Below are 25757 nucleotides of genomic sequence, written 5' to 3'. Positions count from 1 at the left end.
AAATTCCCTTTATTACATTTTATAGAGGTGTGAATATGAGAACTGATAAATTTGGCATACAAGGTCTTACCTTTGATGATGTGCTGCTGGTACCGGCTAAATCCGACGTATTACCGAAGGATGTGGATATTTCCACCAATTTAACACGGGATATAAAACTGAACGTACCTATTATGAGCTCCGGCATGGATACGGTTACGGAAGCTCCCATGGCTATTGCCGTTGCCCGTGAAGGCGGCATCGGCGTTATTCATAAGAACATGTCCATTGCCGAGCAGGCACGGGAAGTAGATAAAGTGAAACGGTCGGAACACGGTATTATTATTGATCCTATTTTTCTTCACCCCGACAATATTTTAGCCGACGCCAATGAACTCATGGGCAAATATCGCATTTCCGGCGTTCCCATTACGGTCGACGGCAAGCTCGTAGGCATCATTACAAACAGGGACATGCGTTTTGAAGAAGATATGAGCCGGCGCATCGGTGATACGATGACACGGGAGAACCTGGTTACGGCACCGGTCGGCACGTCCCTGGCGGAAGCCCGGGAAATTCTTCGCCGCCACCGCATTGAAAAGCTGCCTCTTGTCGATAAAGACAACAACCTGAAGGGACTCATTACGATTAAGGATATTGAAAAAGCTACGAAATATCCGAATTCCGCAAAAGACTCGGACGGTCGGCTTCTCGTCGCGGCCGCCGTCGGCGTAACGCATGATATGATTGATCGCATTGATGCTCTCGTAGCGGCTAAACTGGATGTCGTCGTCATTGATACGGCGCACGGTCATTCGCAGGGTGTGTTGAATACGTTGAAAGAAATTAAAAAAGCCTATCCCCATCTTCCGGTCATTGCCGGCAATGTCGCGACGGCCGCCGCAACGGAAGCTCTCATTGAATGCGGTGTAGATGCCGTTAAGGTCGGTATAGGACCGGGCTCTATCTGTACGACCCGTATTATTGCGGGTATCGGCGTGCCGCAAATTACGGCCGTCTATGAATGCGCTCAAGTGGCACAGCGCTTCGGTATTCCCATTATTGCCGACGGCGGTATTAAGTATTCCGGCGATATGGCCAAGGCTATCGCTGCCGGCGGCAATGTGGTCATGATCGGCAATGTTCTGGCCGGCACGGAAGAAAGTCCGGGCGAAACGATTATTTACCAGGGCCGCAGCTATAAAGTATATCGCGGTATGGGCTCTATCGGAGCCATGGAAAAGGGCAGTAAGGATCGTTACTTTCAGGAAGATGCAAAGAAGCTCGTACCCGAAGGCATTGAAGGCCGAGTACCGTACAAGGGACCGGCGGCAAGCACGATTTTCCAAATGGTCGGCGGCTTGCGCGCAAGTATGGGATATTGCGGCTGCCATACGATCAAAGAAATGATTGAAAATACGCAGTTTATTCAGATTACAAGTGCCGGTTTGCGGGAAAGCCATCCTCATGACATCAGCATTACGAAGGAAGCTCCGAACTACAGCGTAAACTAGGAAGCGGAGGGTCGTCATGAACGACGCTATCGAAATATTGTCCATACCCGTACAAAATGTTTCCATGCGGGAGGCGACGGACTTTGTATTTCAGTGCATTGAAGAAGGAAGAGCCGCGTCTATTGCTACAGCCAACGCGGAAATGTTGATAAAAGCCCGTGAAGACGAGGAACTGGCGCGGATTTTACAGGATGCCGATATGGTTGTTCCTGACGGCGCCGGCGTTCTATGGGCGGCGGAGCAGCAAGGCAAGTGCTTTAAAGAACGCGTTGCCGGCGTGGATTTGGCGTGCAGTCTCATGGAGGCCGGTGCCGCCAAGGGGACGAAGGTTTATTTCTTCGGCGGCGCGCCGGGTATTGCCGAATTAGCCGCCGCCAATATGGAGAAGGTTGTCGGTAAACTTTCCGTTGCGGGCATTCACTCCGGCTTTTTTACGGCGGAGGAAGAAAAAAATATTATTGAAGACATACGAAACTCGGGTACGCAGATTCTCTTCGTCGCCTTGGGCGTACCGAAGCAGGAAAAATGGATCAGCAAGCATCGGTATGAACTGGGACCGTGCGTTTGCATGGGTGTGGGAGGTACCTTCGACGTTCTCGCCGGGAAGGTATGCCGGGCGCCTGCGTGGATGCAGAAACACCGCCTCGAATGGCTTTTCCGCTTGTATAAAGAGCCGAGCAGAGCTTTGCGTATGTTGGCATTGCCCAAGTTTGTCGCTGCCGTGAAGTTCGGCAAAAATTCCGGGGCGAGGTGAACGAGATGAAAAAACCCTTTATCATTGAAGACGGGTATATTTTTATTGCCGTGCCGCTTATATTGGCCCTGGCAGCGGCGTATTTCATGAATTTGTACGTTGCCGTCGTGCCCTTTGTATTGGCGGCATATTTTATGTATTTTTTTCGCAATCCCCATCGTATTATTCCTGCCGACGAAGCGCTCCTTGTATCACCGGCGGACGGTACGGTTGTCAGTGTCGGGAAGGTGAATGAGGACTTGTATTTAGGGCAGGAATGCCGCCGTATCGTTATTTTTCTGTCCATCTTCGATGCCCACGTAAATCGTACGCCCCTGTCGGGCATCATTAAATTTCAACAATATACGTGCGGCCGTTTTCGTCCTGCTTATAAAGAAGGCGTAGGCTATGAGAACGAACGGTATTCTTTGGGCATAGACAACGGCAAGACAAAATTTTTGATCACGCTCATTGCAGGCGTCCTGGCGCGGCGTGTCGTGTCGTGGGTTACCTTGGGCGACGTGTTGGAGCACGGCCAGTTGTACGGCATGATAAAATTCGGTTCCTGTATTGAAGTATATGTACAGGATAATGTGGAGATTTTCGTCAAAAAGGGCGATCGCGTTCGCGGCGGAGAATCGGTAATCGGGAGGATCGTAGAATGAAAAATGTAATTCCCTGCTTATTTACATCCGGTAATTTATGTTTCGGCGTACTCAGTATGATATTGTCCGCACAGGGCAATTTTTTCTGGGCGGCTCTTTGTATCTTTTTCGCCATGCTCTGTGATGCCATGGACGGCAGGTCCGCACGTGCTCTCGGTGTGAGCGGTGACTTCGGCAAAGAACTCGACTCATTGGCGGACTGCGTTTCTTTCGGCGCAGCGTCGGCTTTTTTGGTCTATAACTACACGCTTCATACATTAGGCTGGGTTGCGGTCATACCTGTTCTCATTTACGCTGCTCTCGGCGGTATCAGACTTGCCCGATTTAACATAAATACGAGTATCGTCCACGGATATTTTCAGGGCATGCCCATTCCTAACGGCGGCTGTCTCTTTGCGACATACGTCCTTTCGGGCGTTCAGCTGCCTCCTGCCTTGGTTGCGGTGTTAATGGTGCTTGTAGGTTATGATTTGGTCAGCAAAATTCATCACCCCGATTTTAAAGGGCAGAGTGCGGATATATTGCACAAGTCGGCCTTAGCCGCTACGCTCCTCATCGGTGCAGCCATTGTCTTCTACGACTGGCATCTGGTTATTACACTGCCCTTCGCCTTATATATTGTATTCGGATTGATTAACACGGCTATGAACGGAATGCGCGTGTAAACCGGGAGTTTTGATGGAATATATAGCGGATTTGCTGATGATTCCGGTACAAGTAATTATCGTCTTTTATACGTTATATTATTTTGTGCTTGCTCTTTTCGGCTTAATCAAAAAAGAAGATAAGACCATGGCACCGCCGCGGCATACCTTTGCGGTCGTCATTTGCGCCCACAATGAAGAGCTGGTTGTAGGGGCACTTATTGACAACCTTTATGACCTCAATTATCCGCGCCACATGTATGATATTTATGTCGTCGCCGATAATTGTACGGACAGGACGGCCGAAGTTTGCGAGAGCTGCGGTGCTTTTGTCAAAGTGCGCGTCAATGCGGAAGATGTCGGCAAGGGTTATGCCATGGATTGGATGTTTGAGCGACTTTTGCAGCAGGAAAAGCAGTATGACGCCTTTGTCGTTTTTGATGCGGACAATTTGGTTCATCCCGAGTTTTTGCGCGAAATGAACAACCACCTGTGTAAGGGAGAAAAGGTCATTCAAGGGTATATGGATTCTAAGAATCCGACGGACTCATGGATTGCCGGCACCTTTTCCATCGCCTTTTGGCTCATTAACCACATGTGGCATCGGGCTAAATATAATATCGGCCTGTCGACGGCCTTGGGCGGCACGGGCATGTGTATTGCGACGGATGTCGTCAGAAGATACGGTTGGGGCTGTGATTGCCTGACGGAGGATATGGAATTTTCCATGAAAATTCTTCTCGAAGGTGTGCGAACCTGTTGGGCTCATGACGCCATTATTTACGATGAAAAGGTCGTCTCCTTTTGGCCCTCGTGGCGGCAGCGCAAGCGATGGGCTCAAGGGCAGTGTGACTGCGGCGAACGGTTTATACCGAAACTTTTTACCAAAGGTATACGGACCGGAAATATTCGCATGCTTGACGGCATCATCACGTTGTCGCAACCGTTTTTTATGATGATGTCGACTATATATGCCTTTCTGTCGTACATTAATACGTCCTTTTATCCGTTTTATACGAATATACTGAATCAGCTCGTACCCATGGAAATTTGGACGTTTCTCTTTATAGCCCAATACGCGATTCCCGTTATTGTGCTGCTGCAAATAAAAGTACCGTTAAAATCGTGGCTTTATCTCATTGTATATCCTTTGTTCATGTACAGCTGGATTCCCGTAAATTTCCTCGGTTTCAGAGATAGACATGATATGAAGTGGAGTCATACTATACATACGCGGGCCGTTTCTTACGGTAATACGAAGTTGTTGCGCAAGGAAAATAAAAAATAGGAGCGACTATATGCATATTTTATTGACCAACGACGACGGCGTGTCGGCACGGGGCATACGGATTTTGGAAAAGGTGACGGCCGCCTACGCCGAAAAGGTAACCATTGTCGCGCCGGTCGGCCAGCGAAGTGCCGCGTCACATTCCATGACAATTAATAAGAATCTCTATTGGCGCGAGTTGGAAAGCGAATATGCCAATGTGCGTAAAATAGCTGTCAACGGTACGCCTGTAGACTGCGTGAAAGCGGCTATGGAGTTTTTCCTTACGGATAACTTACCGGATCTTATCATTTCCGGCATTAACGACGGGTATAACCTGGGCAGTGACGTTCTTTATTCCGGTACCGTGTCGGCAGCTATGGAAGGCCTTTACTATCAGGTGCCGGCCATTGCGGCATCCCTCGGCAGGATGAATGAAAAGCGGTGTATGGAAACGGCATATCTCGTTACGAAGCTGATTGACAGTGTTATTGTGGGCGGAAAATTTCCGGGCATCTTAAATCTGAACGTGCCGGCCCGTAACGGAGAGATTACGTTGGAAAACGTTGTCGTCGTGCCCCAGACCGTGCAGATATACAATAATGTAATCTTGAAGAAAAGCGATCTCGACGGAGCTGCCTGCTTCCGCGTCGTCGGTGATATAGACATGACCGATGCGCCGAAGAACACGGATGTAGCTCATATTCGCGAAGGCCATATAACCGTGACGCCTCTGCGCTGGCAACAGACGGCAACGGCGGTTATGGAGACGGTGGAGAACTTGATTCACAACGGTCATTGAAGATTGGTAAAGTAAAGGGACATTGTAAATTGCAATAACAAATTGACACTGTCCTTTAAAGAAAAGGGCTTGCATAAATACAAGCCTTGATTTATAATGGCAACAACCGAATATAGATGGATGAAGCATGTGGGAGAAGACTCGGCTGTCTACCGAAGGAGTTAAACTCTCAGGTGTCCTATACGGACGAAGACCATGTGCGGACATATCTCTGGAGAGTCCCTAACGGGCGCCGAAGGTGCACGAAATACACAGTATTTCTTATCTCTCAGGCAAAAGGACAGAGCGTGAAACGATCTATTGCGACGTGACGTATATAGATACGTTTTCCTTTTTCCTGTCTCCGGAGTATACGGTGACAGGTTTTTTATTTTAAGAAAAAGGGAGTCGATTTAAAATGAATGTAGACATGTTGAATGCCGTAGACAGTTTTATTTGGGGGCCGCCCTTGCTGCTCCTTCTTATCGGGACGGGGATCATACTGACGGTTCGCCTGAGTCTTATTCAACTCTTCAGGCTGCCTCGTGCCTTGAAATTGATCTTTGCCGCCGAAAACCGCGGTGACGGTGACATTGACAGCTTTAAGGCTCTGTGTACGGCTTTGGCGGCCACTGTAGGGACGGGAAACATCGTCGGTGTCGCAACAGCTGTTCATGCCGGCGGACCGGGGGCCGTCTTTTGGATGTGGGTGGCCGCTTTTGTCGGTATGGCGACGAAGTATGCCGAAGGATGTCTGGCTGTCAAGTACAGGACGGTTGACAAAAACGGCGACATCGCCGGCGGCCCGATGTATTATATTGAAAGAGGCCTCGGTAAGAAGTTTAAGCCTTTAGCGGTTATTTTTGCGTTCTTCGGTGTTCTTGTCGCATTCTTCGGTATCGGGACCTTTGCGCAGGTAAATGCGATTGTCGAAATCACGCAGCTTGCGACGGATATTCCCGTTCCTTATACGGCCGCCGCTTTGACGCTTGTCGTTGCAGCCGTTACCATCGGCGGGCTCCAATCCATTGCCAGGACGGCATCCAAAGTTGTACCGGCTATGGCGGCCATTTATATCGCCGTTACCGTTGGCTTCCTCGTCATTTTTAGAGCGCAGGTTCCGGCGGCTTTGGCGGAAATCGTTACGGCCGCCTTTACCCCGACGGCTGCTGCCGGCGGCTTCCTCGGCGCTACAGTCCTTGTGGCCATGCGTAACGGTGTGGCCCGCGGTGTATTTTCCAATGAATCCGGCCTCGGCAGTGCTCCTATTGTAGCGGCCGCCGCCAAGACGAAATGGCCTGCCGAACAGGGGCTCGTATCCATGACGGGGACCTTCATCGACACAATTATTATTTGTACGCTGACGGGACTGGTGCTTGTTATCAGCGGTTCCTGGACTGGCGATGTGAACGGGGCGGCATTGACCAATATGGCTTTTCAGCAGGCATATCCGCAGATGGGAAGCCTCATCCTTTGCGTAGGGCTTACACTGTTCGCTTTTACGACCATTCTTGGCTGGAATTATTACGGCGAACGCTGCATTGCCTACCTCGTAGGAGTCAAGGGGATCATGCCGTACCGTATTGTCTTTATTATTCTCGTTGCTTGCGGTGCCTTCGTTAAACTTGATGTCATCTGGATTCTCGCCGATATCGTCAACGGCCTGATGGCGATCCCGAATCTTATTGCCCTTATCGGTCTGAGCAGTGTTGTCGTTGCCGAAACAAAGGCCTACTTCGCGTATATTAAAGAAAAAGAAACGACTGAGCAGGATATAAAGGTCGTTACCGACGCGGAACGATAAATATATACAAGCCGTCATTCGTTAAGGAGGAAGCTGCGGAATCCGCTTTCGGCGGTAAAAATTCCTCCTTGACGGATGTAGTTCGCATAGTATACAATAATCACTGTGTTAATGCACAATATATGCCGGAGTGGCGGAATGGCAGACGCACTTGACTCAAAATCAAGCGATGAACAGTCGTGTGGGTTCAAGTCCCACCTCCGGCACCACTGGAGACAGCACCTACGGTGCTGTTTTTATTTTGCCCGTAAAATCTTTCTCAAACAATTTGTTTGCGGCCGCTCCGGCGTATGCTATACTGAGCGAGTAGAAGCTTTAAAGGAGGGGTGCGGTCATGTTTAATGTGGGTATGAGCGAGATGGTGTTGGTTTTCATTGTTGCGCTCATCGTGTTCGGACCGGACAAGCTGCCTGAAATCGCCCGCACGTTGGGTAAAAGTATTAATGAAATAAAAAAAGCCGGCAATGAACTTGTCGAAGCGGCGGCGGATACGAAAGAGAACGGTAAGAGGGCCGTCGATATAGAGTTGGTGGAAGTAAAGGATGCCATGAAGAAATTTTCCGAAGCGCAGGAGCTGTTGCGCGAAGAAGAGGCGGCTGCGGCTGCAGTGAGTGTGACAAATGATGTGACGGCACCGGCAAAGCGCGACCGGTCCGACGAAAATGAGACGGCCGCAGTGCAGAAAGAGCGGATAGAAACACGGGCAGCAGAACAGGAGCGGGACGGTGGCAGAACAGAGTAAGCAGGAAATGCCCTTGCGCGATCACTTGCAGGAGTTCAGAAAACGAATCATTATATGCCTTATTGCCGTAGGGACAGCCTCGTTCTTTGCCTATTCGTACGTGGACGAAATCATCGCTCTTCTTTCGGCGCCGGCAGGGAAGCTCTATTTCATGAATCCGGCGGAAGTCTTCTTTACATACCTGGAAATCGCCGTTTTTGCAGGTGTCCTCATAACCTTGCCCCTTCTTCTCTACGAATTGTGGGCTTTTGTTGCGCCGGCCCTGTGGCCCGATGAAAAGCGGGCGGCCCTTTTGATTTTGCCGTCGGCGATTGTCCTTTTTTACGGAGGTCTCGTTTTTGCCTATTGCTTCGTCATCCCGGCGGCAGTCGGTTTTTTCATGAGTTTTGCATCGCAATCGCTGCAGCCCCTGTTTTCTTTGGAAGCATACCTGTCCTTTCTTATGGCCTTGACCCTGCCCTTCGGTTTTATCTTCGAGCTGCCGCTCATTGTCATTTTTTTGGCCAGGCTGGGTATCGTCTCGAGCGCTTTCTTGCGGTCGAAGCGGAAAATCCTCATTGTCGTTTCTTTTATCTTTGCGGCGATAGTTTCGCCGACGACGGATATTTTTACGCAGACTATGATTGCCGTGCCGCTTATCGTTTTGTATGAAATGAGCCTGTTTATTGTTCGCGTCGTGATGAGAAAATAAATCTTGTATACAGTATTTATTAGCGCCGCCCCTTTGTTGGGGGCGGTTCTTTTGCTATAATGTAAGAATACGGTGTACCATTATGCAAGAAAATTGTAGACCATTTCTACTGACAGCAGGAGGTAAGCTTTCATGAAAAAGATTAATTCGGTTTTGGTGGCCAATCGCGGTGAAATCGCTATTCGCGTCTTCCGTGCCTGTAATGAATTGGGCATACGCACAGTAGCCGTTTATTCTAAAGAAGATTCACTGTCATTGCACCGTTTTCGTGCCGATGAGTCTTATTTAGTCGGAAAGGGTAAAAAACCGGTCGACGCGTATTTGGATATTGAGGATATTATCCGCATCGCTCATGAGCATGATGTGGACGCGATTCATCCCGGCTACGGGTTCTTGTCGGAGAATGCGGAGCTCGCGAAGCGCTGCGCTGAAGAAGACATCATTTTTATCGGACCCAAAGTGGAACATCTCATCATGTTCGGTGATAAAATCAACGCCCGCATTCAGGCGAAGAGAGCCGGCATTCAATACATACCGGGCAGCGACGGCCCGGTTATGAATTATGCCGAAGTGGAACGCTTTGCCAAAGAGGTGGGACTGCCCATTATGCTCAAGGCGGTTAACGGCGGCGGCGGCCGCGGCATGCGTATGGTAGACAAAATGGCCGACCTGCAGGACGCATATGAACGGGCTAAGTCGGAAGCGAAGCTGGCCTTCGGTAACGACGAGATTTACTTGGAAAAATGCATTATTAATCCGAAACACATCGAAGTGCAGATTATGGGAGATGAACACGGTAATGTCGTTCACCTCTTTGAACGGGACTGCTCCATTCAGCGGCGTCATCAGAAGGTTGTTGAAATCGCCCCTGCCTTCTCCTTATCGAAGGAGTTGCGCCGGGATATTTGCGATGCGGCTATCAAGTTGATGAAAAATGTCAACTATGTCAATGCCGGCACGGTAGAATTTCTCGTAACGAGTGATGAAAAATTCTACTTCATTGAAGTAAACCCGCGTGTGCAGGTTGAACACACGGTTACGGAAATGGTTACGGGCATCGACATCGTGCAGACGCAGATTAAGGTTGCCGAAGGGTACCAATTGGGCAGCGAAGAAATCGGCCTGCCCGGCCAGGAGTCTATTCATTGCCTGGGCAACGCCATTCAATGCCGTATTACGACGGAGGATCCGTTGAACGGCTTTATGCCCGACTCGGGAAAAATTATTGCCTACCGCAGCGGCGGCGGTTTCGGTGTGCGTCTCGACAGCGGAAATGCTTATACGGGTTCTATTATTACGCCTTATTATGATTCCCTTCTCGTCAAAGCGACGACCTATAACCTGACCCATGCCGGCGCCGTACAGAAGATGATTCGCGTGCTGAAAGAATTCCGCATTCGCGGCGTTAAGACGAATATAGGTTTTCTCATTAACGTATTGAGCAGCCCGCTCTTTATGAACGGAAATTATGATGTCAACTTCATTGACGAACATCCGGAGCTCTTCAAGCTGCCCGTTACGCATGACCGCGGCACGAAACTCCTGAAATACATTGCCGACACGACGATTAACGGCTATGCCGCCGCGGGGCATCAGGCAAAACCGGATTTCGAACACCTGGAGCTTCCCGTAACGCCTAAGAGTGATTATCCGGACGGGACGAAACAGATTTTTGACTCCTTGGGGGCGGAAAAATTCTCCCGGTGGATTTTGGATCAAAAGAAGATACTCTTCACGGATACGACCATGCGCGACGCGCACCAGTCGCTTATGGCGACGCGCGTTCGCTCTATCGATATGCTGCGCGTTTTGGAAGCGACGGCAAAGAAGCTGCCCGGCATGTTTTCTTTTGAATGTTGGGGTGGTGCGACCTTCGACGTGGCTTACCGCTTCCTCTATGAAGACCCGTGGGTACGCCTCCGTGAAATGCGCAAACTCGCGCCGAATATTCTCCTGCAAATGCTCATCCGCGGTGCCAATGCCGTCGGCTATACGAGCTATCCCGACAATGTAGTCAAGAACTTCGTTGACTTGTCCGCAAAAAACGGTATCGACGTTTTTCGTATATTCGACAGTCTGAACAGCTTGGATAATATGTACGAAACGGTTCAGGCCGTTCGCGAAACGGGTAAAATCGCTGAAGTCGCTCTTTGCTACACCGGCGACATTCTCGACCCGTCGCGGGCAAAATACGATCTCAATTACTATATCAATATGGCAAAGGAACTGCAAAATGCGGGTGCGAATATCATCGCTATCAAGGATATGGCGGGCCTGCTCAAACCCGAAGCGGCATATCGCCTTGTTTCGGCTCTGAAGGACGCGGTTTCTTTGCCCATTCACCTGCATACGCATGACGGTTCCGGCAACGGCGTAACGACCTATTGCCGCGCTATTGATGCGGGCGTCGATATTGTGGACGTTGCCTTCTCATCCATGGCGAGCGGTACGAGCCAGCCGAGCATGAATACGCTTTATTATGCGCTCAGCGGCAAAGAACGGCAGCCGGAAATGAATATTGACGCTATGGAAGAAATGTCCCGCTACTGGGCGACCGTACGGCCGTACTACAAAGGCGTCGACAAAGCCGAACCCTATTCCAATACGGAAGTGTATCAGCATGAAATGCCGGGCGGTCAGTTCTCCAACCTGCGGCAGCAGGCGAAGGCCGTCGGTCTGGGCGAGCGGTGGAATGAAGTTAAGAAGATGTATCATGACGTGAACATGATGTTCGGCGATATCATTAAGGTAACGCCGTCGTCCAAAGTCGTCGGCGATATGACTTTGTTCATGGTGCAGAATGACTTGACGGAAAAGGATATTTACGACAGAGGCGACACGCTCGACTTCCCGCAGTCTGTCGTTGAGTTCTTTGAAGGGCGAATCGGTATTCCCTATCAGGGCTTCCCGGAGAAGCTGCAGAAAATTATCCTCAAAGGCAAAAAGCCGTTGACGGAACGTCCCGGCAAAGCCCTGCCGGCAGCGGATTTTGAAGCCATTGCCAAGAAGCTTGACGATGCCGGCTACAATCACACACCGGAAGACGTCAACGCGTACTGCCAGTATGCGAAAGTATTTGCGGACTACAGTGAACGATTTAAGGAATTCGGTGATGTAAGCGTCCTCGATACGCCGACATTCTTCTTCGGCATGGCGAAGAATGAAGAAATTCACGTGGCCATTGAAGAAGGTAAAGATCTCGTTATTACTTTGGTCAATATCAGCGATCCTGATGACGACGGAGTACGTACGATTACCTTTATGTTTAACGGCGCGGAACGGGAAATTCGCGTTCAAGATAAGAGCGTGGATATGCATACGGTTGCCAAGAAAAAAGCGGATCCCTCCAAACCGGGAGATGTGGGTGCCACCTTGTCCGGTTCGGTTGTAAATATTCTGGTTACGAAAGGCCAGAAGGTAAAGAAAGGCGAGCCTCTGATCGTAACGGAAGCCATGAAGATGGAAACGACAATTACGTCGCCTTTGGACGGGACGGTCGGAGAAATTCATGTGACCAAAGGACAGGCTATTATCAGCGGCGACTGCCTCGTAGAAATTGAAGGATAAGCATAAACGAAAAAACCGCGCATTCCGAAAAATGCGCGGTTTTGTGTATGTAGTTTAAATTCCCGCTGAACGAAGGTCGGATTTATGGCGGCGTACTATAATACTGATGGCGATAAGGATGCAGCCGCAGGCGATATAGATGTAGCGCATGCCCAGCCAGGTGGCAATGGCGGCGCCTAAAATCGGTCCGATGACGGCGCCGATTTGCTGAGCCGAAAAGAGCAGGCCGAAAACATGGCCTTTTGTATTATCTGTTGTCGTCTTTGCCAAGATTGCGTTAATGGACGGGTTTATGCCGGAGAAGAAAAGGCCGACCGTAAATTGAGCGGCTGCGAAGAGATAAAGCGTCCGCGGTAAAGACTGCATGACAAAGGCAATCCCTGCGGTCGTGAGGGCGGCAATAAGGGATGTATAAAACCCCTTGCGTTGGCCGAAACGCCCCCAGAGCGGAGCCGTTACAGCGCCGGAAAAGCCGCTTAAAGAGAAGACCAGTCCCGCTGTCAAGACGATATTGTCGGAATGCCCCGCCAGCTCTTCCACGTATGTAGCCATTACGGGTTGAACGAGGAAGATAACCATTTGAACAAAGACGGCAAAGAAGAGCATGTCGCGTACAACGGGCGCCTTGCGGAGACTGAAGGATTCCGTCTCATTATAAGTTTCCTCGGAGATAACCGCATGAGGCGGTTCGGATATGAAAAAGAAGAGCAGAAGAAAATTGATAAAAAGCGCGATTGCCGCCAGATAAAAAGAAACTCTCATGCCGAAAATACCGGCTAAAACACCGCCGAACAGGGGGCCGACAATACTTCCGGCCGTAAGGGTGCCCTGCATAATGCCGAGGCAAAGCCCCAATTTCTGCGGAGGTGCATAGATAGTCATGATGGCCAGTTCCATAGGCCAGAGACCGGAGGCGAAGCCTTGAAACATACGTACGAATATAAGTTGCAACGGTGTTGTGACGATACCGCCCAGGAAATAGCTGATAGCCAAAAGAAAACTGGCACGCAGCGCCATAAGGCGTTTTCCCTTTGTATCGGCCATTTTGCCCCAGATGGGAGCCATTACGGCGCTGATTAGAAATGAGGAAGAGAAAACCGCACCCGACCAAAGGTGGACATCTGCCGCCTGCACGCCTAACTCGGACGTCAAATAGACCGGCAAAAAAGGCATGATCATCGTATAACTTGCCGCCATAAAAAGGATATTGCACGTCAGAACGGCAAGACAGGTTTTCCAGTTCATAGTTTCACTCTTTCCTAATCGTATAGTATGCCGTAATTTATTATACGAACCGCGTGCCGTTCTGGCAAGATTGCGGTTCTTCCTTTTTGACGGATCGGACTTTATAATAAATACAGTGATGAGGTTTACTGATGAAGCCGTGTTTGAAAAGGACTTGCAGACGTGCGGGCAAGTATGGGCGGTAAGGAGGAGAAAAATATGGAATTTATGTACTACGGTCATTCCTGTTTTGCCTTAAGACAGGAAGAAATAACACTTCTTGTGGACCCGTTTTTTACGGGAAACACGTGGGATGTTGCCAAGGCGGAAGATATTACGTGTCAATACATCTTTGTCAGTCACGGCCATGATGATCACTATGGAGACAGCGACAGCATCGGTATGCGGAATAATGCCTTGTTTATATCGACGCCCGAGGTGGCGCGCAAAGCGGCAGAAGCGGGTTTGGAGACAAGGGTGATGCATCTCGGCGGCAAGGGAGCCTTTCCGTTCGGAACTATCCGAATGGTTCAAGCCTTACACGGCTCCGGTGTCCCCGGCGGTCATGCGGCAGGCGCGCTCATTACCTTTTTCGGCAAGACCGTTTACTATGCCGGTGATACGGCGTTCTTCAGTGACATGGGCCTTTTAAGTCGGTTCGGCAAGATCGACTATACTCTCCTTCCTATCGGTGACACGTACACTATGGGAATAGATGATGCCCTCCTGGCGGCATCGTATATCAAAGCGGATGTGACCGTGCCCGTTCATTATAAAACGTGGCCCGCCATTGATGCGGAACCGCAGGAATTTGTACGGCGCTTAGCCGATGAGTACGGTCAACGGGGCTTGGTCATAGAACCCGGCACAAGCGTTGAATTATAAAAAACGACATGCGTACGCATATAGAGACCGGGACTCGCCAAGCGGCGAGCCCCGGTTTCATGTTTTCTTATTCTTTTAACGAACCGTTAATGCGGACACCCTGCAGGAACGGAAGTAAAGGTTTTTCCGTCTCCGCGGACGGCTCGCGGATGCTTTCAAAGGTTGTTGTCAGCATCAGTTTCAGACGGTTCGTCTGGTTGACGGCGCTGGCACCCGGGTCATAGTCGATGGCGACGATGTTTGTCTCCGGGAAAGCGGCCTTTAAGGTCTTGATCATTCCCTTGCCGGTAACGTGGTTCGGCAGGCAGGCCCAAGGCTGGAGGCAAACAACGTTCTTTGCGCCGCGGTGGATGAGGTCGATCATGTCGCCCGTAAGGAACCAACCTTCGCCGGCTACGTGACCGAGGGAGAGATATTCCTTTGCTTCTTTGGCGATATCGTAAATGGACGTAATCTTATCGAAGCGTTTGCTATTGGCGACGGCATCGGCATAAGGCTTGCGGTACCAGTCGAGAAGACGGATTGCCGTCTTGCCGGCCAGAGACGACAGGAAAGAGCCTGAGAGATATTTGTGGCGGAATTGATTGTCCAGCAGACCGTAATAGAAAAAATCAGCCAAGCCGGAAACTATGATTTCACCGCCCTCTTCTTCGATCATTTTGACAATCTGATTATTGGCAATCGGGTGAAATTTGACATAAATTTCACCGACAATGCCGATGCGCGGCTTTTTCAGGTCTTCCCAAATGGGCAGTCTGTCGAAGTCGGCAATGAGGTTGCGAATATTTTCTTTAAACGTGTGAACATCGGCTTTTATAAGGTCGCCGGACAGTTTGTCCTGCCACTTTTGGAAGAGCGCTTCCGCCGTACCGCGCACTTTTTCGTAAGGTCGCGTGCGGTACAGCACTTGCTGCAGGGCATCTCCGTAAATCATCCCTTGAAGCAGGCGATGCCAGAAACCGATTTTCGGTTTAAAACCGGGCTGCTTGTTAAGCCCCTTCGTATTAAGCGAAATAATGGGGATTTTCGGCATATTCGCATCGGCCAGAGCCTTGCGCAGCATACCGATATAGTTTGTCGCCCGGCAACAACCGCCGGTCTGCGAAACGATGACCGATGTGTGTTCGAGATCGTACTTCCCCGAGCGGAGAGCCGTCATAATCTGGCCGAGAGACATGATAGCCGGATAACACGCGTCGTTGTGAATAAAGGAAAGGCCCGTGTCGATAGCTTCCTGTCCCTGATGAGACAGGATCTCGATATTATAGCCCTCGTGGCGGAAAGCGGCCTTAAAGAGCGGGAAGTGAATGGGCGTCATTTCCGGCGCCAAAATAGTGTGCGTTTTTTTCGCTTCTTTCGTGAAAATTGCTTTTTTGTACGAATAGAGCTCGCTGACGGGCGCAGTCATCTGTTTGCGGTGGTTCATGACGAAAAGCAGGGAGCGAAGCCGGATGCGGATGGCTCCGAGGTTGGATCCTTCGTCTATTTTTAGGAGAGTATGAATTTTATTGCCGTGCGCCAAAATTTCCTGCACCTGGTCGGCGACGATGGAGTCGAGGCCGCAGCCGAAGGAATTCAGTTCGACGAGCTCCAAGTTGCTGTGCAGTGATACATATTGGGCCGCTCTGTAGAGGCGCGAGTGGTAAGACCACTGGTCGACAACGCGGAGCTTGCCCGGAAATTGGCCGAGCGGTGCGACCCCGTCTTCCGTGAGAACGGCCAGGCCGAGACTGTTGATGAGCTCCGGGATACCGTGATTGATTTCCGGATCCAAATGATAGGGACGGCCGCTCAGGACAACGGCACGGTCACCGGATTTTTCCAGTTTGGTCAGTGTTTTCTTAGTGAGCTCGTAGTAGTCGTTTTTGAACCTTTCTTCCTCTGCCCAGGCGGCAAGAGCCGCCTCTTTTATTTCCGCCTTGCCGAGTCCCCAATCCCGCAGCTCTTCTGCCAGGCGTTTGACGATGCGTTTTTTATCGTACAAGGGCAGAAAAGGGGTGATAAAGGGTGTCTGCGTTTCCGTCAGGCGTTCGTTCATATTATGCTTGATAACTTCAGGGTAGCTCATGACCATAGGGCAGTTGAAGTTATTGTCCTTGCCGCCTTCAAGCGGACCGTTTTGAATGCACGGATAGAAGATGCGGTCGACCTTTTTCTCCAAGAGGTTTTCAATATGCCCGTGAACGAGCTTGGCCGGATAGCAGGCCGAATCGGACGGAATTGTATCGATAGCTTTTCCGTACAGCTCTTTAGACGATTGGTCCGACAGAATTACGCGGTAACCGAGGCGGGTAAAAAAGGTAAACCAGAAGGGATAGTCCTCATACATGTTGAGTACCCGCGGAATGCCGACGGAACCGCGCGGCGCGTCGGATAAGGGTTTATAATGCATAAACAGACGGTTGTATTTTTGCTTGTACAGGTTCGGCAATACTTTCGTCCGCTTGGCGGAAGAACCGGCGGCGCCGCGTTCGCAGCGGTTGCCCGTAATGAAGAATCGGCCGTCGTTAAAGGTATTTACCGTGAGCAGGCAATTATTCGAGCAAAGGCCGCAATGACGAATGGATGTGGCAATGCTGAGATTGCGGATACCTTCCATGTCAAGGAGTGTAGACGGCACGCCGTCTTCGCAGTAGGCCTGCCGGCAAATAAGGCCCATACCGTAGGCGCCCATAAGGCCGGCAATGGACGGACGGATGACTTCGCGGCCCAAAAGCTGTTCAAATGCGCGCAGGACAGCGTCATTATAGAAGGTGCCGCCTTGAACGACAATGTGCTTGCCCAGCTTGGACGGGTCTTTTACTTTAATAACTTTATACAGCGCATTTTTTATGACTGAGTAGGACAGGCCGGCTGAAATATCCGCCATCGTGGAGCCTTCCTTTTGCGCCTGCTTTACTTTAGAGTTCATGAAGACAGTGCAGCGCGAGCCGAGGTCAATCGGCTCTTTCGCGAGGAGGGCCGCTTCGGAAAACTCGTGAATGGACATTTTTAAGGATTTTGCGAATGTGTCGAGAAAAGAACCGCAACCGGCTGAACATGCTTCGTTTAAGATGATGTCCTCAATGTGGCCGTCTTTTAAACGGCAACACTTCATGTCTTGGCCGCCGATATCAAGAATGAAATCGACGTCCGGGCAGAAATGGGCCGCCGCCTGGTAGTGGGCAATCGTTTCCACTTCACCCAAGTCGATGTGAAGAGCTTCCTTTAAGAGAAATTCGCCGTAGCCCGTAATGCCGGTCTTGGCGATGAAGGCGTTTTTCGGCAGGTTCGAATAGATTTCGGAAATAATCGACTTCGCCGCCGTAAGCGGACTGCCTTCATTGTTTTGGTAATGAGAATAGAGGATTTCGTTGTTATCGCCCATGAGAACGGCTTTAATTGTCGTCGAACCGGCATCGAGGCCGAGGTAACAAGGGCCGCTGTATGCGGACAGGTTGCCTGTAGGGACCGTGTTCTTGCCGTGTCTGTTGCGAAAGGCCTGCAGCTCTTCAGGCGAATTAAAGAGGCGTTCAATGCGGTCCGTTTTAGGCAGGGACGAGTCGTCCACGTTGCGGATGCGGTTCATGAGGGCCATGAAGGATTGCGGTTTTTCGTCAAAGCTGCCCAGTGCGGCGCCGATGGCTACATAGACTTGTGCATTTTCCGGCGCAACCGTTCCATTTTCACCCAGGTTGAGGGTTGTGGCGAACTGCTTGCGCAGCTGCGGCAAAAAGGTGAGCGGCCCGCCGAGAAAGCAAACCGTTCCCTTAATGGGACGGCCGCAGGCAAGACCCGTAATCGTTTGTAAAACAATGGACTGGAAGACGGATGCGGCTACGTTTTCCTTGCTTGCGCCTTCATTTAAGAGAGCTTGAATGTCCGTCTTGGCAAATACGCCGCAACGGGCCGCAATGGGGTAGAGCGTGTCGGCCTGTTTTGCCATCTCGTTGAGGCCTAAGGCATCCGTGTGGAGGAGTGTCGCCATTTGATCGATGAAGGCGCCCGTACCGCCGGCGCAGGCTCCGTTCATGCGGTGCTCGTTGCCGCCCGTGAGGTACGTAATTTTCGCGTCTTCACCGCCCAATTCGATGATTACGTCCGATTGGGGATGGTATGTGCGGACTGCTTTGGTACCGGCAATGACTTCCTGAATGAAAGGAATGTGCAGATGTTCGGCCAAGGCCATGCCGCCGGAGCCGGTCATGGCAATGGAAATCTGTCTGTCTCCGAATACTTCAAAGGCATTTTCCAAAAGCTCCAACACCTTGCCGCGAATGTCCGTGTAGTGCCGCACGTAGCAGGCGTGAAGGCATTGTTTTACATTATTGAGTACGGCAATCTTTACGGTCGTAGAGCCGATATCGATGCCGATATGGAGTAAGTCTTTCATGTGTTTCTCCTGCGTCGGATAACCGACGGTATAGTAAAGACCACAATAAAGGTATAAATTATAAATGTGGTGTATGTCCAATTATACCATATAAAGAGAACAGAAAAAGATAAAATATTTTTGACAGTGTCAATGAGGTGACCAAGCTTGACAGTGTTTGTGAAAGCGGCTAGAATTTATAAAAGAAATATTCGCGAACGGTTGTAAGCGCCGATAACGCGGAACAAAACTCCTTTCGTCCCTGCCAGAGGGGTGGAAGGCTTTTTTTGTAATTATGAGGAGGCTATTATGTCGATTATTTTCTCGGGTATTCAGCCGAGCGGAGAACTTACATTAGGGAATTATTTAGGCGCCTTGCGTAATTTCTCAAAGATGCAGGACGGCAATGAATGCTACTACTGTGTTGTCAATCAGCATGCCATTACGGTTCCGCAGGAGCCGGCCATGCTTCATGAACGGACGCGGCAGCTGGCGGCCATTTATTTGGCAGCCGGACTGGATCCACAGAAGGCTACACTCTTTGTGCAGTCCGAAGTGCCCGAACACGTGCAGCTTGGCTGGATTATGACGACCTTATCGTATGTGGGTGAACTGGAACGGATGACTCAGTATAAGGATAAGGCCGCAAAACGGGGCGACTCCATTCCGGCAGGCCTCTTGGCGTATCCGCCTCTTATGGCCGCTGATATCCTTTTGTATCAGACAAATCTTGTACCCGTAGGAGACGACCAAAAGCAGCACATGGAGATTACACGCGACCTGGCGCAACGCTTTAATCGGCTGTACGGCGAAGTTTTTACGATCCCCGATATTCTTCTCGGCCAGGACGGCACTCGCGTCATGAGTCTGCAGGAGCCGACGAAGAAGATGAGCAAGTCCGACGAAAACCGGACGGCTACGGTTTATCTCCTCGATGCACCGAAGGATATTGAAAAGAAAATAAAACGGGCTCAAACGGACAGCGACAATGCCGTTCGTTATGACGTGCAGGCAAAGCCGGGTATATCCAATTTAATGGACATCTTTGCGGCCGTTACGGATAAGAGTCATGAAACGATAGAGCGGGAATACGCGGATAAAGGCTACGGTACCTTTAAAAAAGATGTGGCCGATGCGGTTGTTTCCGTGTTGGAACCCATTCAACAGCGCTATGAAGAGATGATCGGTGCGCCCGAGTTGGATGAAATCCTTACACAGGGCGCTGAAAAAGCGCGGGCCAAGGCGGCAGTGACGTATGAAAAAGTTCTTCATGCCATAGGCTTATATCGCTGAGGAGGCGTCATATGAGTCACTTTTTTGCCATGCTCAGCCGTATGAAGTATATTCGCCGTTGGGGCTTAATGCGCAATACGCAGGATGAAAATATTCAGGAACACACCTTGCAGACGGCCATGATTGCCTTTCATCTCTGCGTCTTACGCAACGTGCGCTTCGGCGGCAAGGTTGACCCGCAGCGGGCGGCGGTTCTCGCCATGTACCACGATGTGACGGAGATCTTTACAGGTGACATGCCGACGCCTGTAAAATACTTTACACCTCTCATGCGTAAGACTTACCGCGAAGTGGAAAAGTTGGCCGGCCGCAGGCTTATCGAATCCCTGCCGGAAGACCTGCGCGCTCCATATGAATCGCTCATTCTCGATGCTGAAAACGATCCCGTTTGGCCTCTCGTGAAGGCGGCGGATACACTCAGCGCCTACTTAAAATGCCTGCAGGAAAAGCATGCGGGAAACACGGAGTTTAATGAAGCCTTTGCAGGCATTGAAAACAAACTGAAGTGCCTGCACATGCCCGAAGTGGACTGCTTTATGACCGAATACGCGCCGGCATTTCTCCTGTCTCTCGATAAGATGAATTCATGAGTAAAAAGGTCTTACAGGTGGATATTATGTTGAAAAAATCACGTGTTTTTCTAACTATACTTTCTTTGATGTTCGCCTTTTTTGCGGCATTGCCTGTAAGTGCCGCCGATACGGTGCGCATTGTACACGTATCCGGCGAAATTGACAATGCCCGGGTCGCCCTGGTGCGGCGGAGTCTTACTGCCGCCGAAGATGAAGGCGACAAGGCTGTTGTCGTTGAAATCAATACGCTCGGCGGCGAAGTGGAGAGCGCTTTGAAGATCCGCGATATGCTGCAGCAAACGAATGTGCCCACTATCGCCTATGTTTCATCGCGTGCCTGGTCGGCAGGGGCACTTATCGCCCTGTCCTGCCGCCATATCGTCATGGCGCCCGGCAGCAGTATAGGCGCGGCAGAACCCATACCGGCGACGGAAAAAAATATTGCCGCCTTAAAGGCGGATTTCAGCGCGACTGCCGCGGCAACAGGGAAAAATCCCCTCCTTGCCGAAGCGATGGTCGATAAAACGCTGGGCTATTACGGCTATGCCGATGCAGGGCAGATATTGGCGCTGACCGATGTTCAGGCGCGGGCGCTGAATCTTTCCGAAGGCACGGCCGATTCCGAAACGGAGGCTCTGCGCCTTTACAGCTTGGGAGAAGCAACCGTTGTCAGTGACGAGATGGAGCCGCGCGATATGTTTGTCGGTATCCTGCGGCAGCCTATTGTGCGTATGATTTTGGTTGCCCTTATTTTAAGCGCCTTGGTCATTGAAATTAAAATGGGCGGCATCGGCGCCGGCTTGGGCATGGCCGTCGTCATGGGAGCTCTCCTGTTAGGCGGCAGCGATGAATCATGGTTCAATTCCATGAAGCTTATTGCTCTCTTCGTATTGGGTGCCGTCTTTATCGGCATTGAACTGGTCACTCCGAGCGTCGGCGTCTTCGGCCTTGCCGGAGTCGTCATGGTTTTCGGCAGCCTTTTCTTTATGCTCGGCGCCGATATGTCGGCTTTATATATTCTGGCAGGCAGCATAGTCTTTGCGGTTCTTCTTTTTATACTTTTGGGAAAGCGGCTGCCGAAGAGCCGTTTTCTTGCCAAGGTTACGCTTCATAATCGTTCGACTCGGGAAAAAGGCTATTCGTCACAGGAAGATAAGAGTAAATATCTTTATGAAGAAGGCAAAACGATAACGATTCTTCGTCCGTCCGGCACCGTACGCATCGGCAAAGAACGGGTTGATGCCGTATCGGGCGGTGAATTTATCGATAAGGACACGGAAGTCCGTGTCATTCAGGTAGAAGGTACACGGGTGATTGTCGAGCCTGTTATCAAAAATAAATAAGTTTAGGAGGGTTTGTATATGGTAAGTATTATTGCATTGCCGCTTATCCTTATTATAGGTGCGGTCATCATCATTTCCCTTTTTCTTCATTTTGTACCCGTCGGCCTCTGGATTTCCGCCAGAGCGGCAGGTGTCAGTGTGGGAATCTTCAATCTTATCGGCATGCGCTTGCGCCGTGTCGTGCCGTCCAAGATCATTCTTCCCTTGGTTAAGGCCAACAAGGCCGGACTCGACGTGAACGCCAATCAGCTGGAAGCACACTATCTGGCGGGCGGTGATGTGGACCGCGTTGTAGATGCGCTTATTGCGGCTCATCGCGCCACAATGTCCCTGACTTTTGAACGGGCCTGCGCCATCGACCTGGCCGGCCGCGATGTGTTGGAAGCCGTGCAGATGAGCGTCAATCCGAAAGTCATTGAAACGCCTTTTATTTCGGCAGTGGCTCAAAACGGGATTGAACTGAAAGTACGGGCTCGCGTCACCGTTCGTGCCAACATTGATCGCCTTGTCGGCGGTGCCGGGGAAGCGACGGTTATCGCCCGCGTCGGCGAAGGCATTGTCACGAGCGTCGGTTCTGCAGGCGATCATTCGCAGGTATTGGAAAATCCCGATGAAATTTCCAAGACCGTATTGAATAAGGGTCTTGACGCGGGAACAGCCTTTGAAATTTTATCTATCGATATTGCCGATGTCGACGTAGGTCGTAATATCGGTGCGCGTCTTCAAACGGACCAGGCTGAAGCGGATAAGCGCATTGCCCAGGCGAAGGCGGAAGAACGCCGTGCCATGGCCGTGGCGAAAGAACAGGAAATGCATGCCTATACGCAGGAAATGCAGGCAAAGGTCGTCGAAGCGCAGGCGGAAGTTCCCCTCGCTATGGCACAGGCGCTGCGTGAAGGCAATCTCGGCGTAATGGATTACTATAACATGAGCAATATTCAGGCAGATACGAAGATGCGTAAGGCCGTTGCCGCAGCAGGCATGCCTGACGGCGCGGGCATAACGGAAGACGACGGCAAGCCGACGGAAATCGATACGAAGTAGGTGATGGTATGGATTTTACAACTGCCGCAATCCTCATCATGGTCATTTTTTCCATCGGTTCTGAAGTGCTTCGTAAGAAACGGCGCTATCCGACGCGCGGCCGGCAGCCGCGCGGAAACGAGCAGCCGGTAAAAGTGCCGGCTAAGAAGACTGAGCGTAAAAAGAAACCGACCGCCGCAACAGAGCTGCCTGAGCGGCAGGGCGAAGCGGCAGAACAGGCTGAGGCGGTGTACGCTTTTAAAGCGGAACCGCCGGCGCCCGTGAGCGAAGCCGGACCGGCAATATCGGTCAGGAAAACGGGACGTCTTCGTCCTTGGGGGAAGCTGACGGCCGGACAAAAACGGCTGCAGGCGGGCTTTGTCTGGTCCGAATTGTGGCAGCCTCCTTTGGCCTATAGAAGGAAGCGGCACTGATGATAAATGAAGAGCGAATTACCGTAGATTCCGTACCGTGCCTTTTTGTGGAACCGGGCGACTGCGTGAAGGGAACCGTCCTTTTTTATCACGGCTGGTCGTCGGCGAAAGAATTGCAGGTCTTACGCGCACGCATTCTTGCGGCTTACGGCTATGCCGTCCTCGTTCCCGATGCCTTGTACCACGGTGAGCGCGGCTCCATTGACTACGACAGCAAGGCGGCATATCCTTTCTTTTGGCAGGCCGTTTTAGCCAACCTGCAGGAAGCACCGCAGCTGGTGGCATATATGCGGGAACGGCGGTTCAAGACGCCTTTCTTTGTCATGGGGCATTCCATGGGCGGTATTACGGCTCTCGGTGTGTTGGCGACGGAAAAAGCCGTTCGCGGCGCCGTCTCCATGAACGGATCCGGTTGGTGGAATGAGTCGGAACGGAGGTTCCGCGCTGCCCATAAGTTGGATTGGCAGTCGGAGTATACGGATATGATTGCCGCCATTGACCGTGTGGACCCGTATTATAAGATGGATTCCCTGAAAAAAAAGACGGTCCTTCTTTTAAGCGGCGGTGCCGATGATGTTGTTGACGGCGCGGCTCAAGTCATGTATGCGGACAAACTGCGGCAGCATCATATTGACTGCGAAATAATTACGTATGAAGGTCTCGGTCATTTTGTGACGACCAACATGATGGGCGATGCCGTACAATGGCTGGACAAAAAGATAAAGGAATAAACAATAAAGAAATCCGCAGCGTGCTGCGGATTTCTTTATATCTTAGCCATATAAGCCTTCGCTGAAGTCAAGGCCTTCGTCCGTTGCGTAGTACGTGCCTTTCTGCCGGCCGTGTGTAATATATCCCTTGGACAGCATCGCGGCGAGGAGAGCTTCATCGACGGGAGCGGGTGCGAACATTTCTTCGGGAGTTCCTTCCTCCCGTTCTATGACGGCAATGGCAGCGGCCATAATATCTTCTTCCGTCGGCCCTTGTCCTGTGGAGTAGATACGCGGCAAGGCCGTAGGATAGTCCCTGTGTGAGAGCAGCAGAAACTGACCGGCTGCAATGGCTTCGCTCAGCTCGTTATTTTCTTCAAAATCCAGCTTTGCTTCGTCGCAAATGGCGGGAAGTGAATTGGAGTTAAAGTTGTAGAGGCTTTTTGCCGTTTCCAAGGTGTCGATGAATTGAAGACGCGGTGCATCGATCTTGTACACGTCCAATGCGTGAAGAATACAGCCTATGACAAAGGGGGCGTTATGGGCGACGAGAACCGTGTCGATAAACAATTTATTTACGCCGGCGTTCCAGTACTCGCCGAACTTGTCTGCCTTTGCCAAAACGGGCCAGCTTACGTCCGGGTCCGTTACTTCGGACAAGTTGTTTTCAGGGGGCTGAACATAAAAATAATGACGGTCCTTTAACTCTCCGTCTTCAAAGTCGGCGAAGGCGAGCTTGTAAATGGAATAAGGCTGCTTTGTCGCGAGGGACAGCGAAATGGCCGTGAAGCGCCGCGGGAAACGGTGTGTATAGCCTTTGATGTCGGTGTTGTAGCGAATGTATCCGCCCTGCCCCTTGAGATCGTGGCTATGGAGATTTTCCGTCTTCACATGCTTGCGATGAGCCAAGGCCTTGTCTCTTTTTTCGGCGTTATCGCGCTTTTTTATATTGGAATAGAGGGAATAGAGAACGGCAGCCACAAAAACCAGAGTTAAAGCCGTGCCTCCGAGATGAAGTAATGAGTCCATGGAACAATCCTTTCAGCGAATAAGGACGGTAAGTGAGTATAAAAATATAAGTGCTTTTATATTATAGCAAACTTACAGGTCATTATCATTAGTTCCTGCAACTTGCGGTATTTTGTTTAGAGTACTTCTTAAAAAAACGTTAAAAAATTGAAAACGAAAAAAAGTTTGGACGATTGATTATACCGGATTGTATAATATGTGTATAAATCAGGACTTATATACAGGGGATAGTAGGTCATGTAATTTTCATATGAATAAAGGCGAGACATTACATTAACATATAAATGGATTCGTTGACAAGAACATGGCTGCGTGCTATTATTTAAAAACTAATTCGGTTCGACGTGGAGCAAGAACGAATTGGTGTGATCTTACTGAACCGGCCTTGACATAAGGGGAAGAAATTTGGTAAGATAAGCAAGTCGCCGCAAGGCGAAAAGACCTTTGAAAACTGAACAATACAATACCAAAAAAACGCCAGAGTGCGAGGTCTTACGAAAGTAAGG

At 50.6% G+C, this 25757-nt stretch carries 20 protein-coding genes, 1 tRNA gene and 1 riboswitch; of the genes, 18 read left to right on the top strand and 3 right to left on the bottom strand.

The features are described 5' to 3' along the window. Positions 1-35 precede the first annotated feature (35 nt). The 11 genes from guaB to BQ2674_RS00055 all read left to right on the top strand — a co-directional run bounded on the left by guaB (position 36) and on the right by BQ2674_RS00055 (position 12387). Positions 36-1493: an IMP dehydrogenase gene (gene guaB / locus BQ2674_RS00105; protein ID WP_075571870.1), complete on the top strand. Its 1458-nt coding sequence runs from the start codon at positions 36-38 to the stop codon at positions 1491-1493. Positions 1494-1509: 16 nt separating this feature from the next. Next, positions 1510-2247: a WecB/TagA/CpsF family glycosyltransferase gene (locus BQ2674_RS00100; RefSeq protein WP_075571869.1), complete on the top strand. Its 738-nt coding sequence runs from the start codon at positions 1510-1512 to the stop codon at positions 2245-2247. A gap of 5 nt (positions 2248-2252) precedes the next feature. Next, positions 2253-2891: a phosphatidylserine decarboxylase gene (locus BQ2674_RS00095; RefSeq protein ID WP_075571868.1), complete on the top strand. Its 639-nt coding sequence runs from the start codon at positions 2253-2255 to the stop codon at positions 2889-2891. Next, positions 2888-3556: a CDP-diacylglycerol--serine O-phosphatidyltransferase gene (gene pssA, locus BQ2674_RS00090; RefSeq protein ID WP_075571867.1), complete on the top strand. Its 669-nt coding sequence runs from the start codon at positions 2888-2890 to the stop codon at positions 3554-3556. Before BQ2674_RS00095 ends, pssA begins: the two co-directional genes overlap by 4 nt. 13 nt (positions 3557-3569) lie before the next feature. After that, complete coding sequence (locus BQ2674_RS00085; RefSeq protein WP_075571866.1) at positions 3570-4823, top strand: glycosyltransferase family 2 protein; 1254 nt, start codon at positions 3570-3572, stop codon at positions 4821-4823. Between the two features lie 10 nt (positions 4824-4833). Further along, positions 4834-5604, top strand: coding sequence for a 5'/3'-nucleotidase SurE (surE, locus tag BQ2674_RS00080; RefSeq protein WP_075571865.1), 771 nt, complete (start codon positions 4834-4836; stop codon positions 5602-5604). A gap of 201 nt (positions 5605-5805) precedes the next feature. After that, a riboswitch (glycine riboswitch) is annotated at positions 5806-5898 on the top strand. Between the two features lie 103 nt (positions 5899-6001). After that, the gene (locus tag BQ2674_RS00075) at positions 6002-7387 is read left to right on the top strand and encodes an alanine/glycine:cation symporter family protein (RefSeq protein ID WP_075571864.1); all 1386 of its coding nucleotides are present in this window, start codon (positions 6002-6004) and stop codon (positions 7385-7387) included. Between the two features lie 124 nt (positions 7388-7511). Continuing rightward, positions 7512-7596 (top strand) — tRNA-Leu (locus tag BQ2674_RS00070). Between the two features lie 125 nt (positions 7597-7721). Then, positions 7722-8129 carry a twin-arginine translocase TatA/TatE family subunit gene (locus BQ2674_RS00065; RefSeq protein ID WP_075571863.1) on the top strand — a complete coding sequence of 136 codons (408 nt, stop codon included), beginning with the start codon at positions 7722-7724 and terminating at the stop codon, positions 8127-8129. Further along, positions 8113-8820, top strand: coding sequence for a twin-arginine translocase subunit TatC (gene tatC / locus BQ2674_RS00060; protein ID WP_235828770.1), 708 nt, complete (start codon positions 8113-8115; stop codon positions 8818-8820). Before BQ2674_RS00065 ends, tatC begins: the two co-directional genes overlap by 17 nt. A 132-nt stretch (positions 8821-8952) precedes the next feature. After that, the gene (locus BQ2674_RS00055; RefSeq protein WP_075571862.1) at positions 8953-12387 is read left to right on the top strand and encodes a pyruvate carboxylase; all 3435 of its coding nucleotides are present in this window, start codon (positions 8953-8955) and stop codon (positions 12385-12387) included. 54 nt (positions 12388-12441) lie between these two features. Here the strand turns inward: BQ2674_RS00055 and BQ2674_RS00050 are convergent, their stop codons facing one another. Next, a complete protein-coding gene (locus tag BQ2674_RS00050) occupies positions 12442-13632 on the bottom strand; it encodes an MFS transporter (RefSeq protein ID WP_075571861.1) in 1191 nt (396 codons plus the stop codon). Positions 13633-13830: 198 nt separating this feature from the next. On the opposite strand from BQ2674_RS00050, the gene BQ2674_RS00045 reads away from it, so the two are divergent. Then, positions 13831-14496 (top strand): metal-dependent hydrolase, encoded by a 666-nt coding sequence (locus BQ2674_RS00045; protein ID WP_075571860.1) that lies wholly within the window; start codon positions 13831-13833, stop codon positions 14494-14496. A 67-nt stretch (positions 14497-14563) separates the two neighbouring features. On the opposite strand, the gene BQ2674_RS00040 is transcribed toward BQ2674_RS00045, so the two are convergent. Beyond that, positions 14564-18868 (bottom strand): 2-hydroxyacyl-CoA dehydratase, encoded by a 4305-nt coding sequence (locus tag BQ2674_RS00040; RefSeq protein ID WP_075571859.1) that lies wholly within the window; start codon positions 18866-18868, stop codon positions 14564-14566. A 288-nt stretch (positions 18869-19156) separates the two neighbouring features. Here BQ2674_RS00040 and trpS point away from each other — a divergent pair, with 288 nt between their 5' ends. From trpS to BQ2674_RS00010, 6 genes are read left to right on the top strand one after another with little or no spacing between them, the layout of a single operon-like run. After that, positions 19157-20140, top strand: a complete 984-nt coding sequence (gene trpS / locus BQ2674_RS00035) for a tryptophan--tRNA ligase (RefSeq protein WP_075571858.1) — start codon at positions 19157-19159, stop codon at positions 20138-20140. Positions 20141-20151: 11 nt separating this feature from the next. Next, positions 20152-20730 (top strand): 5'-deoxynucleotidase, encoded by a 579-nt coding sequence (yfbR, locus tag BQ2674_RS00030; RefSeq protein WP_075571857.1) that lies wholly within the window; start codon positions 20152-20154, stop codon positions 20728-20730. Positions 20731-20756: 26 nt separating this feature from the next. Next, positions 20757-22055, top strand: a complete 1299-nt coding sequence (locus tag BQ2674_RS00025) for an NfeD family protein (protein WP_075571927.1) — start codon at positions 20757-20759, stop codon at positions 22053-22055. A gap of 18 nt (positions 22056-22073) precedes the next feature. Then, the gene (gene floA, locus BQ2674_RS00020; protein WP_075571856.1) at positions 22074-23099 is read left to right on the top strand and encodes a flotillin-like protein FloA; all 1026 of its coding nucleotides are present in this window, start codon (positions 22074-22076) and stop codon (positions 23097-23099) included. 8 nt (positions 23100-23107) lie between these two features. Then, the gene (locus BQ2674_RS00015) at positions 23108-23512 is read left to right on the top strand and encodes a hypothetical protein (protein ID WP_075571855.1); all 405 of its coding nucleotides are present in this window, start codon (positions 23108-23110) and stop codon (positions 23510-23512) included. Further along, positions 23512-24243 carry an alpha/beta fold hydrolase gene (locus BQ2674_RS00010; protein WP_075571854.1) on the top strand — a complete coding sequence of 244 codons (732 nt, stop codon included), beginning with the start codon at positions 23512-23514 and terminating at the stop codon, positions 24241-24243. Before BQ2674_RS00015 ends, BQ2674_RS00010 begins: the two co-directional genes overlap by 1 nt. Before the next feature lie 42 nt (positions 24244-24285). On the opposite strand, the gene BQ2674_RS00005 is transcribed toward BQ2674_RS00010, so the two are convergent. Beyond that, positions 24286-25251: an exonuclease domain-containing protein gene (locus BQ2674_RS00005; protein WP_075571853.1), complete on the bottom strand. Its 966-nt coding sequence runs from the start codon at positions 25249-25251 to the stop codon at positions 24286-24288. Between the last annotated feature and the right edge of the window lie 506 nt (positions 25252-25757).

This window comes from Megasphaera coli (assembly GCF_900095855.1).
Classification (GTDB): domain Bacteria; phylum Bacillota; class Negativicutes; order Veillonellales; family Megasphaeraceae; genus Megasphaera; species Megasphaera massiliensis_A.
Note: the sequence above shows the minus strand (reverse complement) of the source record. Positions and strands in the feature narration are given on the sequence as shown.